This window comes from Corynebacterium lehmanniae (assembly GCF_043161975.1).
In the GTDB taxonomy this organism is placed as follows: domain Bacteria; phylum Actinomycetota; class Actinomycetes; order Mycobacteriales; family Mycobacteriaceae; genus Corynebacterium; species Corynebacterium lehmanniae.
In genome coordinates this window covers 1,098,019-1,114,002 of sequence record NZ_CP170998.1, presented here as the reverse complement: position 1 = coordinate 1,114,002, position 15,984 = coordinate 1,098,019, and the positions used below count along the sequence as shown (strand labels likewise).

Annotated in this window: 11 protein-coding genes and 1 tRNA gene; 3 read left to right on the top strand and 9 right to left on the bottom strand. The window is 60.8% G+C overall.

All coding sequences use genetic code 11. The features are described from left to right. Nucleotides 1-1,063: 1,063 nt before the first annotated feature. Nucleotides 1,064-2,254: a hypothetical protein gene (locus ACF3NP_RS05315; RefSeq protein WP_392399018.1), complete on the bottom strand. Its 1,191-nt coding sequence runs from the start codon at nt 2,252-2,254 to the stop codon at nt 1,064-1,066. A gap of 569 nt (nt 2,255-2,823) precedes the next feature. Further along, on the bottom strand, nt 2,824-4,173 hold the full coding sequence (locus tag ACF3NP_RS05310) for an IS256 family transposase (protein WP_181888223.1): 1,350 nt from the start codon (nt 4,171-4,173) through the stop codon (nt 2,824-2,826). A gap of 21 nt (nt 4,174-4,194) precedes the next feature. Between ACF3NP_RS05310 and ACF3NP_RS05305 the strand changes: the two genes are divergently transcribed. Further along, complete coding sequence (locus ACF3NP_RS05305; RefSeq protein ID WP_181889562.1) at nt 4,195-5,424, top strand: AlbA family DNA-binding domain-containing protein; 1,230 nt, start codon at nt 4,195-4,197, stop codon at nt 5,422-5,424. 85 nt (nt 5,425-5,509) lie between these two features. On the opposite strand, the gene ACF3NP_RS05300 is transcribed toward ACF3NP_RS05305, so the two are convergent. The 3 genes from ACF3NP_RS05300 to ACF3NP_RS05290 all read right to left on the bottom strand — a co-directional run bounded on the left by ACF3NP_RS05300 (nt 5,510) and on the right by ACF3NP_RS05290 (nt 10,618). Continuing rightward, nucleotides 5,510-5,953 (bottom strand): hypothetical protein, encoded by a 444-nt coding sequence (locus ACF3NP_RS05300; protein WP_181888224.1) that lies wholly within the window; start codon nt 5,951-5,953, stop codon nt 5,510-5,512. A gap of 61 nt (nt 5,954-6,014) precedes the next feature. Next, the gene (locus ACF3NP_RS05295) at nt 6,015-8,612 is read right to left on the bottom strand and encodes a DEAD/DEAH box helicase (protein WP_181888225.1); all 2,598 of its coding nucleotides are present in this window, start codon (nt 8,610-8,612) and stop codon (nt 6,015-6,017) included. Nucleotides 8,613-8,614: 2 nt separating this feature from the next. After that, nucleotides 8,615-10,618, bottom strand: coding sequence for a site-specific DNA-methyltransferase (locus ACF3NP_RS05290; protein WP_181889563.1), 2,004 nt, complete (start codon nt 10,616-10,618; stop codon nt 8,615-8,617). Nucleotides 10,619-11,219: 601 nt separating this feature from the next. Here ACF3NP_RS05290 and ACF3NP_RS05285 point away from each other — a divergent pair. Both ACF3NP_RS05285 and ACF3NP_RS05280 read left to right on the top strand, forming a co-directional pair. After that, on the top strand, nt 11,220-11,597 hold the full coding sequence (locus tag ACF3NP_RS05285; protein WP_181888226.1) for a zinc-ribbon domain-containing protein: 378 nt from the start codon (nt 11,220-11,222) through the stop codon (nt 11,595-11,597). Between the two features lie 36 nt (nt 11,598-11,633). After that, nucleotides 11,634-12,569 carry a zinc-ribbon domain-containing protein gene (locus ACF3NP_RS05280; protein ID WP_181888227.1) on the top strand — a complete coding sequence of 312 codons (936 nt, stop codon included), beginning with the start codon at nt 11,634-11,636 and terminating at the stop codon, nt 12,567-12,569. Nucleotides 12,570-12,617: 48 nt separating this feature from the next. On the opposite strand, the gene ACF3NP_RS05275 is transcribed toward ACF3NP_RS05280, so the two are convergent. From ACF3NP_RS05275 to ACF3NP_RS05260, 4 genes are all read right to left on the bottom strand, one after another. Beyond that, nucleotides 12,618-12,694 (bottom strand) — tRNA-Arg (locus ACF3NP_RS05275). Between the two features lie 208 nt (nt 12,695-12,902). Further along, the gene (locus ACF3NP_RS05270) at nt 12,903-13,577 is read right to left on the bottom strand and encodes a LutC/YkgG family protein (RefSeq protein WP_181888228.1); all 675 of its coding nucleotides are present in this window, start codon (nt 13,575-13,577) and stop codon (nt 12,903-12,905) included. Next, a complete protein-coding gene (locus ACF3NP_RS05265) occupies nt 13,578-15,131 on the bottom strand; it encodes a LutB/LldF family L-lactate oxidation iron-sulfur protein (protein ID WP_181888229.1) in 1,554 nt (517 codons plus the stop codon). It lies immediately after the preceding gene. Beyond that, on the bottom strand, nt 15,128-15,913 hold the full coding sequence (locus ACF3NP_RS05260) for a (Fe-S)-binding protein (RefSeq protein WP_181888230.1): 786 nt from the start codon (nt 15,911-15,913) through the stop codon (nt 15,128-15,130). The genes ACF3NP_RS05265 and ACF3NP_RS05260 overlap by 4 nt, the downstream gene beginning before the upstream one ends. Nucleotides 15,914-15,984: the final 71 nt, after the last annotated feature.

The window sequence follows — 15,984 nt, the reverse complement described above, 5'->3', positions numbered from 1 at the left end:
CCGAGGACGGTGCGAAGTACCTCAACCAGGGCGCGCCCTACGGCACGAAGGAGGGGCAGGAGCAGTACCACCGTCGCAACACCATTGAGTCTCGCAATGACCGCGTGAAGTCCTCCCGGCACCAGGGACACGGCGACCCCACCATGCGGCTTATGCGTGGTTGGGCAGCCCAGGCCATTTCGGCTGTCATGTCCGTCGTTGCGGCCAACATTGGTTTGCTGTCGGCGGAGTCTCGCTGGCGCTTCCCGAAGAAGCCCACGCCTCCCACGACCCCTCCTGACGGGCGCAAGACCCGCGGCCGCGACGAGACTGGCACCGACGCTTTTCCCCAACGCGCCACCGCTTGCGGCATAGACCGACCAAGGCCACCGGCTGGTCCTCAAACAACGAGGACGAAGCCCGTGGCCGAGAGGTCGTGGGCGAGTGCCGAAATTCGGCCCAAAACGGCGTTCAGACGAAGAAAAATGACCCCTCCGAACGAGCGGAGCGGGTCATTTTTGTGTTCGCGGCCGTTTTTCTTCGGCCGGCAGGAGGTTTCGTGAAAAGATTGGAACAGTTTCGTGAAACCCCCTGGTCGGGGCTTTCAGTAAACTCCCCAACCTCTAGACTCGCCGCCGCTTACGCGGCGGCTTACACGTTTTCCGTCGCTTCCTTACACAGCCCGCAACGACCCCCGACCCGGAAACCGCAGTCGAACTTCGTGACGTTTCCCGCCTCGAACCCCGCCGCGGAACCCGCCGCCTTTCCCGCAGACCCCCGACCCGGAGCCCGTCTCGTTTGCCGGACCGGGCGGACGTGTCGTAGCGGGGTGCGCCGCGGCCACCGCCCCGAGGCTCGTCTCGGTGTCCGGTGGGGTTCGCTTCGAAGTCCCGTTGCGGTATTCGACCCGGTTGCCGGACCGGGCACGTTTGCACGCTTCGGAGTCCGACACGTTTGCCGGAGCGGTTGCCGACACGGAAGCGGGGTGCGTTGCGGTGGCGGTTGTCGTTACGAGGGTCGGGGCGGAAAGCGCGGCGCGCGGGGACATTGAACTACCTGCGTGCCTGGTGGCTTTCTGCCTTCGTCAGCCCTTCTCGTGACGTTCGAGCTCTGCTTCGCACCGGTCGCCCAAGTCGGTGAACGTTTCGACATGTGCCGAAACGAGGCTTGTTGTGACGAGCTCCGACTCGAACAAGTCGCGAATGGTCTGCGGCTTGCCCGTGTTCCACTGGTCGGCAAGTTTGTCGAAGTCTTTCTTGGTCAGCGGCCGGCGTTTGACCACCCGGGTGACGTTTGCGAGCTTTTCGAACCACACGCGCCTGGACTGGTGTTCGGCGGAGGCTATCTCATTGCCAACGAACCAGTCGCCGTGGACAAGGGTGTTGCGAAAGTCGATGGGGTCTTTCGTGTCGGCTGCAAGCTCGCGGCACGCCCCGCACTCCGCATTGTCTTCGAGGTAGCCGCGCATCCGGCCGAATGACGTGTGCGCGAGGTGAGTGGCGTTGCCGAATTGGGTGTTGCCGAAGTGGATTTCGCACAGGTCGGCCATGAGGTTCTCGACGCGGGAGGCGGCCAGGACAAGTAGCGCGAACTGTGTGAGGAAGTCTTCGTGGAACTTCTCCAAATACGGCAACGGGTCGTTGTCGCCGACGACGTCAACGTATTGCTGCGCGAGATTGTGCGCTGCTTCGACAGCCGGTGCGAGTGACGTTGCGGCTTTCGCTGCCTCGGCGAACTCGGCAAACGTTTCGTCAAGCGAGTGCTTCAGCGCCGCGCCGGTGACCTGGTCCCAGACGTCATTTCCGAGCAGGGTTTTCACGTCGGGTACCGGGGCGATATACCGCGACGGGTCGAGTGACGGGGCGGCTGCTAAGGCTTTCATCTGATAGTCAACGAGGTTTGGGAGCAAGGACTTCCACTGTTGCGAATAGGCGTTCGTGGCGTGAGCGAGAAGCCCCGATCTGGTGGCGTCCTGAAGCGACTTGAAGAGGTGTTCGTTGTGGAAATTCCGAAGCGAGTTATTCGCGGCGTGAGCCGCTGCGGTGAGCGCGTCGGGGTACGAGGCGTCGTAAAAGTGTGCAAACTTCTCGGCCAGTGAGAATGCCGGGTTGGTGGGATCGAAGGTGGCGGAGGCGGGGTTGGGGTTGTCGGGGTGCTCGGGCTCGGGGTCTATGGGGTCGTCGGTGCGGGGTTCCGGTTCGTCGTTGGGCGGGTTGGTGGCGTTGTCCTGGTTGGGGTTGTCGGGGTCGGGCTCGTTGCGGGGTACGTCTGACATGCCCTAACTATGCCTGTCCTGGGTGATATGGTGCGGGAAATTAGAACAGAATTGCTATTGATGCGTATTCGGAGTGAGGAGTAGGTAAAGCGAACGAACCGTCTACCAGCCCCGCTGATCTCAAATCTGACCAGATGCACACGGTTCGACGTCAGGCTAGGACACCACTCTGATCGGGGGCTCAGACCTACGGGGGCTAGGACTGGGCACTGCGTGTCTTTGTGTCACGGGACAGGAGCTAACCGGCCTCCGGGGGCGCCATCGCGGTTGACCAATAGGCGGGATGAAGGGGGCTCTTTTGCCGCGCATCCCCACATGGACAACGTTGTAGCGGAATGGTCTGAGAAGAGATCGCCGTCCCTCGGCAAAAAAGCGTTGCTGGTGCAGTTTTTTCGCGGTGTGGAGTCGGCTAAACACATCGAGCTCATTTTTCGAGAGCAGTACCTACGCTGGGGTACATGTTCACTTCACTCCACCGAGCTTTGGGGCTATCCGCAGGTCCTATTACTGACGAAATGGTTACCCAAACCGTCAGAGAGTGTCCGATTTTTTGTGTGCGGGGGTTTGGTTTACAAGTAGTCCGCGAATCGGTCGGGGTAAGCCACGGCTAGTTGGTTGATGGCTTGTTTCCACCCGGTGGCTTTCGCTCCTTCAATATAGCCGTTGCATTCAACGTCGCGCTTTGCTTTCTTCGCTCGCTGCGCAGCGCGCTTGTCTTCGATGTTGCAGATCATCAGCCACAGCGTCTTCAGCGCCGCGGTATCGTTCGGGAACTGGCCCCTGTTGCGGGTAGCTTTACGCAGTTCAGCGTTGAGCGATTCGATTGAATTGGTGGTGTAGAGCACCCGGCGTGCCGCCGGCGGGAACTGCAGAAACGGCACGAACCGCTCCCAGGCGTCGCGCCAGACTTTGACCGACTGCGGGTATTTCCGGCCGAGTTCACTGGCTTCGAAAGCATCCAAGCTGGCTCGGGCGGTGTCCTCGTTGGTGGCCGTGTAGACCTCACGCAGCGCCCGGGAGACGGGTTTGCGGTCCTGGTAGGACACCCACCGGTTCGCAGCCCGAATCAGGTGCACAATGCAGGTCTGCACCATGGAATTCGGCCAGGTGGCTTCCACGGCTTCCGGCAAGCCCTTGAGCCCGTCGCAGCACACGATGAACACGTCCTGGACACCGCGGTTGGCCAGATCCGCGCACACCGATGCCCAGAATGCAGCGCCTTCGTTGTCGGCGATCCACAATCCCAGGATGTGCTTGATGCCGTCCATGTCGACTCCAACCGCCATGTAGCAGGCTTTGTTGACCACGCGGTGGCCGTCACGGATTTTCACGCGTAGCGCGTCGAGGAAGATCACCGGGTAAAACTCGTCGAGCTGGCGGTTTTGCCAGATCATGACCTCGTCTAACACCGCGTCGGTAATGGTGCTGATCGTATCCGGGCTCATATCCACCCCGAGCGTGGTCACGAGGTGATGCTGGATATCGCGCACTGTCATCCCGCCGGCGTATAGCGAGACGATCATGTCGTCGAGTTCTGTGAGCCGGCGTGCACCCTTGGGCACCATCCGGGGAGTAAACGTGCCGGCACGATCCCTGGGCACGGTCACTTCTACCGCGCCGTAGCCAGAATTGACGGTCTTGGTGTACGACCCGTTGCGGTGATTGCTGCCCTGCGCGGTCTCCACCTGGGCTTTGGACTTGCGGTCGGAATGGCTATAGCCCAAGTGCGCATCCATCTCCGCCTGCAGACCAGCGTTGATCGATGCCTGCAGCAGGCCTTTGACCAGCTCGCTGGCATCATCAGCGGAGGTCGACAGCTCGCTGATCAAGCTGGCAAGCTCAGGATTTTCCATCAGCTTCTCGCTGATCTCATTGACCCTCGCCGGGTCATGGTTTTTCTTCGGTGACACCGTAGTCATTATCGGTGAAACTCCTTCTAGATCAGAGCCTCACACACAAACTTCCTGACACCCTCAACCGTCACGAACAGTATCCCAGAGTCCGAGTCTCTGGACTTCAAACGTTCTCTGCCTCCAAAGGAGTCGCTCGTCCAATCAGATGTGAAGAAGGACTTAGCGGCCATGGCCAACTACGGAGGTGGGGTGCTCGTCTACGGTGTGACGGACAATAACAGTCGTGCGGGCAGCCGCCTAGATGTCGGCGAGGTCGATGACAACTACATCCAGGCTTACCAGCGTGTTGCCTACAACCATGTTACGCCCCCGTTGCACAACGTTGAACTCATTCCCCTCGGTTCGGATGACGGCCCGAGAGCCCTAGTGGTCGTAGTACCGGCAAGCCATCAAGTGCCTCACATGCTCATTGACAAGGACAGGAAATTTCACGTCCCGGTTCGCCACGGAGCGGACACCGGCTGGCTTCCCGAGTCGGAAATCGCGCGTCTCTACCAGCAGCGATTCGTCGCATCCCGTGAGCGGCGCCAGATGCTGCTGGATCTCTATGGGCGTACCTGTGACATGTGCGCACCAGATGGCTATTGGGCGGTTACCGTCGCACGGCCCGTCACGAAAACTGTGACGGAGCCTATGGAAAACCAGGACGTGAGCCAGTTCGTCAACCGGCTTGTGAACCAGCGGGACAATCTGTGGCGGTACACGCGCCCTGAAACGCCGCTCGGGGCGTATTTCAGTAACGCTTACCCACGCCGAGGGTTTCGTAGTTGGCGCTACGTCCTACTAGCTGACGAGACGAACCGTCCCGAGTCGTACCTAGGCTTCCACGACGACGGCTCGGTGTCCGCTCTGGTGAACCTTCCGGTGACGGAGGAAAACGGAACGGCGGTTGCTGCGTTCTTCATCGAGACGTTTGTGGCCGATGTCATGCTTGCTGTCCGCGGGATGAGTAAACGTAGTGGCAGTGGCGTGTACGACTTGAAGTTCGGGATTGAGTGGGAAGGTAGCGAGCCGCTTCGTCTACACAGACAGCATGAGTTCGCTACTTTCGACCCGCTGCCCGTGTCGAGGTTCGTTCCGGTTGACGCGACGGTCGATTTCTCGGATGACAACGTCTTCTTCGATCATGTCGAGGCGATTGGTCAAGATTGTCTCAACCAGGCAGGCATTGTCTCGCTCAATGTCATCCCGCGTGGACGCGAGCACCTTGCCCAGGTTCTGGAGTGGTTCCCGGACCAGCTAGGTTCCGACGAATAACTAGTCAGGTAATACTTACACCTAGTGGGTTTGGCACTGCTCCTCGAATTAGCCGCGCAATTCTGGGAGCTTCAGGACAAGTTTTCTAGGCGTTGTACAAAGCCACGAGCGGGACCCTCCAGTCTTCGTGGTCTTCGTGTATGAGTGGCTTGTCGCTATTTGCCCAAGCGGTCCAAAGCACGGGGAAGTCCTCGAAACGGTGAGTGTGCAGCCCGTTGAGGTCGAGGTACAAGGTGTTCGGATGCGTTTCGTTGTGGCTGCGTACCTCCTCTTTGGTTCGCAGCCACGCCAATTCGGCCCCGTCTTGAATCATGTCGCGAATTTCCGTGGCGGCAATTTTGCTCCGACCGCTCGTTGACCATTCGAGCTCCTCAGCAGCCTCCATAAAACCGACAAAGAACCTGTCCGTGGGCAGCGCGGTGGCGATAGTATGGCCTTCGTTTTCCATGATCCAACAGCCGTCTTCTCGCTGCTCAGCGATAATTGCTCGCGGGTAAGCATTGCCTTGGTGGTAGTAAATGTCTCGCATGGCCGCAGAGCATAGACCAAGTTGGGCGGCGGTCAGTTTCGCCCAACTTGGCATCCCGCGCTTAGAGGCTTGGCATCCGCTCCGTCACCGAACCGGCAACCAAGTCGGCCCACGAGTCGGAAGAGTCAATGTCATCCTCGTAGGCAATGAGGTAGCCCCAGGTCTGGTCCTCGTACTCCGGCATGCCTACGAGCTGGCGCACCACGCGCTCGGCGGCTGCTCGCTTGGCCTGGACGCGCTCGTCGTCGCGTCCGCGGTTCTCCTTGGCCTCGACAATCCAGTGGGTGCCGTCTTTGTCGTAGACCACGAAGTCTGGGACGTACGAGTTGTGCGGAGTGTAGGCCACCCGCGCGCCCTCGTGCGCGTAGATCCGCTTCCACCACACCACGTTCGGGTCGAGGTCGAGCAAAGCCGCCAGGCGGTACTCGCCGGTAAACGAGTCGAAGCGGGCGGCCTCGAACAGCCCCTTCTTCCAGGTGCCGTAGTATTCCGCGGTGCTAAAACCTGCCTTGCCCGCGCTCTTTTCCTGCCGGTCGAGCAGGTCGAGGATCTTCTTGTCGAGGTCGAGAGCGAACGAGTCGTCAATCGGGAGGGTAACCGGGTGGATCGACACGGTGGTCCCGGTCTGGGCGTTCGCCTTCCTGGACTCTTCGGCAATGAGCTCCTTGAGGTGGCGGGCCGCGGATTCCTTGGCCTTCTCCGTCCACTGCTCGATCTTCGTCGCTTCCATGAACGCTGGCACGATGCGGCGTTTGAGTTGACTGTTGTTTTCTGGGGTCGAGGCAACCGTTCCGGGACCCATGACGCGGCGGATGAGTTCCGCGGCGACTTGGGAAGGAGTCTGTTTGAAACTCGGTACCGCGGAGCGGTCGTCGTTGTCGAGTTCGATTTTGTTGCCCTCTTCTGCCACGCCGATCTTCGTACGAGCCAAGTACTCATCAGTATCGGTGACCTTGTCCGCTCGTTTCACAATGACGGAGTTCGGGAGGTCGACGAGTTCAAACTGTTTCTTCGTCTTCGTCATGGCCGACGACGGGAAGTCGAAGGTGGTGCCAGCGAACTTCTCGTTGACGTGGACAACGACCGGCGTGAATATCTCAACGCCCTTCGCAACGTCGTCTTCGTCGGTGAGTGCTCGTGTGCCCACAGTGCGGTCAACTGCTGGGGTGTCAGGACCGTCACCACGGGTGCGAGAGTCTTCGCCAGGCTGCACCGTGGTGCCAGTCTCGGCGATGTCGGTAGAGGGGTCGCCCGCGGTGTCAGTGCCAGCACCAGTTCCGGTTCCTGCGCCGGCGCCAACCTGCGGCGGATTAGTTGTGCCAGGCGGGGTGATGATCTCTTTGCCGTCGCCTTCTCGAACCGCGTTCTCGATGCCGAACTGCTTGAGCACGTTCTCACTTTCAAGCAGTTTGACGAAGGACTCGTGCGACAGAATGTCTAATTCGTCAATGGCCGGCACTTTAGTCAGCGCCCCGAACGGCAGGCGAAGGCCTCGGCCCATGACCTGCTGGGTGAGCACCTCAGAGCCCATTGTGCGAAGCGTACACATCACGGCAATGCGCTTGGTGTCCCAACCTTCGCGCAGCTTGTTGACCGAGACGATCACTCGTACCGGGGAGTTGTCCGTGTCGAGGTAGCGCAAATAGGACTGGGTAGCATTGTTGTTGTGCTCGTTGTCCACCTGGAGCACCGCAAGCGGGTCACCCACGAACCCTGGGCCGCGCAGGCGCTCGGCGATCTTGGTGGCGTGTGCCACGTCAGAGCAGACCACAAACAGCAGCGGTTTGGTCTGCTTTCCGTTCGGGTGTGTGGCCCTGTAGTTCGCGTACGCCTCCTCCTTGATAGCCAAAAGCGACAAAGCGTCTTGGAGCTGGCGGTCTTCCGAGGCGTAGCCCGATTCTCGGTAGACCAGCACCGGTTGTTTGACGTAGCCGTCCTGGATTGCCCGCCACAGCGGGTAGTGGTAGACAATGTCGTCGCCCTTGTCTGGCGAGGCCGTAAGCCCCACGGTCACGGCGGGTTTCAGCGAAGTCAGCGACTTGCGGAACGTCTTCGCAGTGGAGCCGAACAGGTGGGACTCGTCGGCAATGATGACCAAGTCTTCCGTGTCGATCAACCGTTGCGCCAGCGCGCCGGAGTCCTCCTGGAACTTCCACGTCTTGCGGCGCGCCGCTTCGTCCCCCGTAGCGACGTTCTTACCGCCGTCTTTCGGCGGGAAAAGCTGCTGGACATTGAAAACGTACAGCGTAGAGGCACCTTCGCCCACAAACAGGTCGGATGCGACGTTATCTGCTCGAAGGTTCGACACGTCACCCGGAGTGACAAGCCGAGGCGGAACGTCGAAGCCGCCAATGTAGCGGTGCGAGCCTTCCGTGAAGTCGAGAACGGTCTTGTCCTGCACCACCTTCGTCGGCGTGACCACCATGACGTTGGGGTGTCCCTGGCGGCGCAGGTACTCGATAAACGCGGCCATGACGTAGGTCTTGCCAGCACCCGTTGCGAGGTTGAGCACCAGCGGTTCTAAAGCGTCGTAGTCGCCTTTTTCGATTCGCTTCACCAATTCGGCAAGCGCTTCGGCGTTCGGTGCGCGGAGAGTGAACTTGTTCGAGAGTTCTGCAACCAGGTTTTCGTCGTAGGAGAGGTTCAATTTCTGTGCCATGGTTACTTCTCCTCCTCGGCAGCGTCGGAGTACGGGAAAATCTCAAGCGGGACGTGGACTACTCGCGAGCCATTCTTGAACGACCGGACATGCTCGCGGGCGAAGTCATCGACCACGGTCGCCGCGAACAGAACAGAGTGGCCGTCGGGGAGGTGGGACATGACTTCGTCAACCTTCTCCTCGTCAAGCACACCCTCGACAACGACCAAGTGCTCACGGCCACGCTTGCCGTCGAAGTGCAAGTCGTTCGGAGTGGGTGCAAAGCGAAGCTGTGCTGCCACAGAACGCACAAGCAGGTCGCCGGTGGCGTGCTCGGTCAGGGTGGTGAGTGCCACCTCCGGGTCGTAGTCGAAACAGGCCGGCTCAAGATGGGCGACCTGGAAGCCTCCGCCTCCTCGCCAGTTGACGACACCCTTGACCGGCTTGGTCTTGGTCATGGCCTTGAGTTGCTTGACCGCGGGGTTCTTCTTGAGCTCGTCGGCGTTCTTGATGGTCTTATTCAGCAGCGAGGTGAACTTCTGCGCTTCCTCCGGGGTAAGCCCCTCGGGCAGACCGTCCTCAGTAGCGTCCGCTCGGTCTTCCTTCTGAAGGGAGATGCCGCCCTGGTCCTCATTGTTTACGACCTTCTCCAGGCGTGGGCGGGTAAAGCGGTTGAACGTGTCCTCCACGAGTTCGCAGGTCACCCAACGGCGTCCCATCTTCTGGGCGACGGCGGCGGTGGTGCCGGAGCCGCCGAAGCAGTCGAGGACAATGTCGCCGGGGTCCGTGGCGACGTGGATAATTCGCTCTAGCAGGCGCTCCGGCTTCGGGGTGGAGAACGCCGCGGTGTCGGGGAACAGCGCACGGATTTCCTTCGCGGCGGTGTCAGTGTGGCCGACCTCGACGTGGGGCAGGAAGTTCGTGGCAAGTCGTCCCTCCGAGAGTGACAGCGAAACCTTACGACCAAAACCAGTGTCAGAAACAAAGAACTCGGGCCAATTACCAATCGACTTTCGGCGCATTGCTTGTGTCTTATCGCCCTGCCTTGAAGATTCGTCCACGACCAAGTCGCATACGTCGGACCGCAGTTTCTCAACAGGTATGCCAGTTCGCTTTGAGCGCGCGACAAGGTTAGGTGCTTCGCACCTGTAGTCGGCGTATTGTGACAGCGACTCCAGAAGTCGCTCTTGCCCAAAACACCACATTCTCCCGTAGGAGGGATAAATAAACTCGCCGGTAATTGGGTGCTGCACCGCAAACACGCTGGGGTGCTGCTTCTGTCCCGACATGTTACCTGGCGCCGTAGTGTCGGCGGTCTTCCACGGCCCGTTCCTGTCAAAATCCGGGTTCTTGTACCGTGCGTCCATCTCTGCTGTGCGCGCCAGCCGGTTAGGGACGAACCCGCCCTTGGAGTACACCAGAATCACGTCGGTTACGGAGGGAACACCTTTGGAGTCATTGCGCGGTGAATATGTCTTGTGCCAAATCGTCTCGGTGACAAAGTTCTCCGCCCCAAAAACCTCATCGAGCAACACCCTCATCCTGTGGTTCTCCACATCGTCAAGGTGAACCCAAATCGACCCATCCTCCGCCAGTAGGTCACGCATATGCAGCAGGCGGTCTCGCATCATGGTGAGCCAAACCGAGTGCTCCAGGTTGTCCTCGTAGTTGGCGAAGGTCTGCGCTGTGTTGAACGGCGGGTCAATGTAGATGCACTTGACCTTCCCGACATACTTCTCGGACCACTCGGGCATTCGCGTGAGTGCCTCCAGTACGTCGCCAGACTCGCCCAGAATGAGCAGGTTGTCCGACTGTGGTTCGAGGTCGGCACGTTCGGAGTAGGTGGTGCCCTCCTCCTTGTCCGCCCTCGTCCCGGCCACCGTCTCGTCAACCGTCAATACCCGCGTTTCGCAATACCTCGGGTCGCGTGGGTCTACCCAGGTGTAGCCGTAGCGGCCTTGCTCGGTGGGAATGAGTGCCTTGTTCTTGTTCGTCCAGGTCAGCTCAAGGCGTTGTTGTCTGCCCAACTGTGTCTCCTTCGCTAATCGGGTGTGTTTTTCGTCGCTTATCAGAGTAGCCGGGGGCACGACAGAGACCAGAGATAATGGGCTTTGCGGGCGAACATGCTTTCGAGTCGCACAACTCCGTTGCGTTCCATCCTCCGACACTTAAAGTAGGCGTATGGCAACGACCCAGGTGTGCAGTGCTGAGGGCTGCAAAGAGTTCGCGCTTTTTCGCACTCGAACAAAGCCAGCGTGGTGCGAGACGCACCTTGGCGACATATACGACCAGGCTGGCTTGCGGCTTCTCGAACCGTTTACAAAGCCCAAGGAGTATTTGCTTACCCGCTGCACCTACTGTGGCTTCGAAGGGCACTACCGCTTCGAATTCGTTTTGCAAACTGTCGGCCGGCACGAAAAGACTTGTCGAGCGTGCTACTGGCGAGGGTGGGCTCGTGACCAGCGTGCGCGACTACGCAAAGACTCGTCGCGGGAGTCTACTGAGCACGCCAGGGCCGCAGCGGAGGAAAATGGTTACACCTACCTTGGTCCGCTCACAGAACCATGCTTGGAAAACGACCCACATAAAGTGAAGTGCAAGCGCTGCGGGGTTATTACCGCGGAGCGGGTGGGTGACATTGGCTGGGGCTGCACCTGTGTGAAGTCCAACAAGACAGCAACGGCCGGCACTTCGAAGGCGGTGGGGTCCAACCTGGTCAAAAACGCCACAGACGAGTGTGTTTCCTGGTGGGACCACGAGAAGAACTCCGAGCAGTTGTGGCATACGGCGAAGAAGGGCTCCCGAAAGACGGCGTGGTGGACTTGTTCGAACGGGCACACGTTTGAGAGTCGAATTGATGAGATGTTCAAACGCGGCAGTTGCACGCAGTGCGACGAGGAGAAGTGGCGCGAGAAGAAGGCTCAGGATGCTATCCGCACTTTGGCCTGGCGGCTGGCTTACGCGTTCAGCTCCGTCGCGGACGTGCCAGAGCTCGCCGCTGCGTAGAACGAACCGGACATCGACCCGGCTGACGTTCCGGCGTTGTCGGAGCAGACGTTCACGTTCCGCTGCGAAAGGGGGCACACAATCCGCACAACGCCGCAGGGGGCGAGTCTCTACGAGTGCCGGAAGTGCATCGGGGTCAAGACTAGGGAGCGCAATCTTGCCGCCGCGAAAAGCGGTGCGGTGAAGTCCAGACTCACGCCGGAAATCACCTCGCAATGGCACCCGACGAAAAACGAGGGGCTACTGCTCGGGGCCATCCCACCGACGTCGACGCGCAATGTGTGGTGGCTCGACCCAGTGTGCGGGCACGAGTGGCAGGACGTAGTAGGAAACAGAGACAAGTACGAGCGCTACCGCTGCCCGTTCTGTGAGACCATCCTCGACTCACTCGCGTACCACTATCCGGACGTGGCCGCGCAGTGGTCAGAGCAAAACGACATCAGCCCGTGGCAGATCCGCCAGTATACGACTCAACTCGCACAACCACCGCTGTGGGTGTGCCCTGACAATCCTGAGCACACATGGCGTGCCATGCCGTCGAGGCTGGTAAACGGCGCAAGTTGCCCCGACTGTAAGACTGTCGGAAAGTCTGCCGTGGAACGTCTCTACGCAAAGGCAGCGAAGAAGATCTGGGGGAATGCCGCGTCAGGGCAGCGGGTGTACTCCGACTCGTTTACGAACCACTCGTCATGGAGCGTGGACGTGCTCGTTGAACTCCCTGATGGAAAGCAGCTCGGCATTGAGTACGACGGGTCCTACTGGCACAAGGACAAAACCCAGACCGACCTAGTGAAGACTCTTGACTTGCTGGGGCACGGTCTCATTCTGTGCCGCGTTCGAGAGCACCCCCTTCCCAGACTCGACGTCGAAAATCAGAACTACTTCGAGCTCACTGCGTACGCTGGCTCCAACGACCCGGAGCATGAATTGAAGGAGTTCGCAGAGGTGCTAACACAGCGCTTGGAACGCTGAAAAACACTTCGTGCCCCAAAGGGGGAGCAAGTGAACCGCCTGGTCAAGTGGTGTCCCCGACAGGATTCGAACCTGCGACCTTCGGTACCGGAAACCGATGCTCTAATCCACTGAGCTACGGAGACAATGCCGTCTAGGTTAGCACCCGGTATCACAGCCAACGAAATTGGAACGAACCCTAGGGTGACTCCCAGCTTGACCCCATGGATTTGCAACACCCATGTCGCATAATCATCTCTGCGCGCCGCGGGAACGGCGTGACACGGGAAACAATGACAGCGAAACGGCCGGCCCCGAAAGGGACCGGCCGTTTCGTTATGCCAGCTAAAGCGGCTACTTCACAACCATCACGATGAGGTCGCGCGGGCCGTGCACGCCCTCGACGCGCACGAGCTCGATGTCGGAGGTCGCGGACGGACCAGAGATCATGGTCGCCGGGCGCTCCGGATTGATGCGGGAGATCATCTCCGGCACGCCGAAGACGACGGTCTCAGGGCGCACGATGCAGATGTGGCGGTCCGGCACCAGGGACAGTGCGCGGCGGCCGCACACGTCGCCGGACTCCAGCACGATGGAGCCGGTCTGCGCGGAGGTGACCTGGGAATCGGTGATCACGGCGTCGACGTCGGAAAGCTCGCGCGGATCGGTGTCGTTGGAATCCGGGCGGGCGGTGCCAGCGAAGCCGTCGAAAAGCGAGGCGTCGAGGCCTGGCGCGTAGACGACCTCGTTGCACTTGCGGTCCGCGAGCACCTTGACGATGTCCTCGGCGAGGGTCGCCTCGGTGGTCTCCACAACGTCCGCCTTGTAGTCCACGAGGCGGTCGATGAGGATCTCGCGCAGGTCGTCGCCGGAGATATCGGAGGAGGTGTTGTAGTTGCGCACCACCTCGACGTGCTCCGGGGTGTTGGACAGCTGCTGTGCGTCGCGGATGCGCTTGAGGATCTCGCGCTTGGCGTCCTCGTTGCGGGCGTCGCGCGGGGCAGAATTACCGGTTACTCGAGTAGTCATTTACTTGTCCTCTTCCTCGAAACGCTTGCCGGTGACCTTCTGGCCCTCCGGGATGCCCTGCTCGCGGGCCTCGGCCAGCAGACGCTCTGCCTCCTCGGAGCCCCACCACTGGCGGAAGGACTTCTTCGGCGGCACGGCGACATCGCGGTACTCGGTCCAGCCGGAGATCGGCGGCGGCATGAGGTCGATCTTGCCGTTGAAGCCGCCGAGCACGCGGCCCAGGGCCACCATGCGCACAAGCTTGTCCCACACGCTGCTGTGGCCCCAGACCTGAGAGATGGTCGCGAACGCGGCCTTTTCCAGGTGGTTCGGCTCGTTCTTGGCCTTCTGGTAGCGCAGCTCCAGCAGGATGTCCGTGATCGGGATCTTCACCGGGCAGACCTCGTTGCAGCGGCCGCACAGGGAGGACGCGTACGGCAGGGAGCCGTTCGGGTCGTCCGAGGAGTCGATGCCGGTCAGCTGAGGGGTGATGATCGCGCCGATCGGGCCCGGGTAGGTGGAGCCGTAGGAGTGGCCGCCGGCACGCTCGTAGACCGGGCAGACGTTCAGGCAGGCGGAGCAGCGGATGCACTTCAGGGCCTCGCGGCCGATCTCGCTGGACAGCGCGGCGGTGCGGCCGTTGTCCAGGAGGATGATGTGGAAGTTCTGCGGGCCGTCGCCCTCGGTCACGCCGGACCACAGGGAGGTGTACGGGTTCATGCGCTCACCGGTGGAGGAGCGCGGCAGCAGCTGCAGGAACACGCCGAGGTCCTCGAAGTTTGGCAGCAGCTTCTCAATGCCCATGACGGTGATCAGGGTCTCCGGCAGGGTCAGGCACATACGGCCGTTGCCCTCGGACTCCACGATGGAGACGGTGCCGGTGTCCGCGCAACCGAAGTTGGCGCCGGAGATGGCCACCTTGGCCTCCATGAACTGCTGGCGCAGGAACTTGCGGGCGGCCTCGGCCAGCTCCGCCGGGTCCTGGGTCAGGGTCTCGTCCGTGTTCGGCATCTTCGCGGCGAAGATGTCGCGGATCTCCGCACGGTTGCGGTGGATCGCCGGGACAAGGATGTGGGAGGGGAAGTCCTCGCCGAGCTGCACGATGAGCTCAGCCAGGTCGGTCTCCTGCGCGAAGATGCCGGCCTTGTCCAGCTCTTCGTTCAGGGCGATTTCCTGGGTGGCCATGGACTTGATCTTGACAATCTTGTCCTCGCCGGTGGCCTTGACCAGGTCCTGGATGATCTCGTTGGCTTCTTTGGAGTCGCGCGCCCAGTGGACGTGGCCGCCGCGTTTGGTCACGTTCTCCTCGAACTGCTCGAGCAGCTCGGGCATGCGGGAAGCGACGTCGCGCTTGATGGTGGAACCTGCCTCGCGCAGATCCTGCCAGTCGTCCACCTCGTCCACGACAGCCTGGCGCTTCACGCGGATGGTGGTGGTGGCGTACTGGTAGTTGCGGCGCTTGGTTACGTCGTTGAGCTCGTGGTGCGCAGCTTTTTGGAACTTCTCCTTGCCGCGCAGGTGGGACGGGCCGTTCGCGTACGGCGGCATGGTGGGTTGACCGAGTGCGACCTTCACAGCATCTTCTCCTTCTTGTATGCCGCGGACGTCGGGGTCAGCGGGTGCTCCTTGGTGGAGGCGAGGATCTCCGCCATGTGCACAGCGCGGATGCCCTGGTGCTGGCGGGACATTGCGCCCGCGATGTTCATCAGGCAGGAGGAGTCGCCGGCGGTGACGTACTCGGCCTGGGTGTCCTTGATGTGGCGCACTTTGTCCGAGACCATGGCGGAGGAGACCTCCGGCATCTTCACGGAGAAGGTACCGCCGAAGCCGCAGCACTCCTCGGAGTTCTGCAGGTCCACCAGCTCCAGGCCCTCGACGTGGCGCAGCAGCTCGGTCGGGCGGTCGCCGACCTTGAGGAAGCGCAGGGAGTGGCAGGAGGAGTGGTAGGTCACGCGGTGCGGGAAGAAAGCGCCCACGTCGTAGGTGCCTGCGACGTCAACGATGAATTCGGAGAGGTCGTAGGTCTTCTTCGACGCGGTCTTCGCGCCGTCGACAAGCGCCTTGGAGCCAAAGCGCTCTGCAAGCTCGACGTGCTGCTCACGCACGGCGCCGGCGCAGGAGCCGGAGGGGGCGACCACGTAGTCGATCGACGGATCCGAGAAGGCGTCGACGTAGGTTTCGATGATCGGAAGGGCCTGCTCTTTATAGCCGGTGTTCACGTGCATCTGGCCGCAGCAGGTCTGCTGTTCGGGAAAGACAACGTCGTAGCCCAAGCGGGAAAGCACAATGGCCGTAGCCTTGTGCGCGTCGGGGAAGAGGGCGTCGCCGATACAAGTAGAAAACAGCGCTACTCGCATGTTCGGACTCCTAAAATTGTGAGATCACAGGGAAAAATGAAAGCCCCCGCAGGCTGTGATGACCTCGAGGG

Excerpts from the sequence above, each read along its gene's own strand:
- ACF3NP_RS05270 (WP_181888228.1), bottom strand. The coding sequence starts at position 13,577 with ATGACTACTCGAGTAACCGGTAATTCTGCCCCGCGCGACGCCCGCAAC.
- ACF3NP_RS05310 (WP_181888223.1), bottom strand. The coding sequence starts at position 4,173 with ATGACTACGGTGTCACCGAAGAAAAACCATGACCCGGCGAGGGTCAAT.
- ACF3NP_RS05295 (WP_181888225.1), bottom strand. The coding sequence starts at position 8,612 with ATGGCACAGAAATTGAACCTCTCCTACGACGAAAACCTGGTTGCAGAA.
- ACF3NP_RS05260 (WP_181888230.1), bottom strand. The coding sequence starts at position 15,913 with ATGCGAGTAGCGCTGTTTTCTACTTGTATCGGCGACGCCCTCTTCCCC.
- ACF3NP_RS05315 (WP_392399018.1), bottom strand. The coding sequence starts at position 2,254 with ATGTCAGACGTACCCCGCAACGAGCCCGACCCCGACAACCCCAACCAG.
- ACF3NP_RS05300 (WP_181888224.1), bottom strand. The coding sequence starts at position 5,953 with ATGCGAGACATTTACTACCACCAAGGCAATGCTTACCCGCGAGCAATT.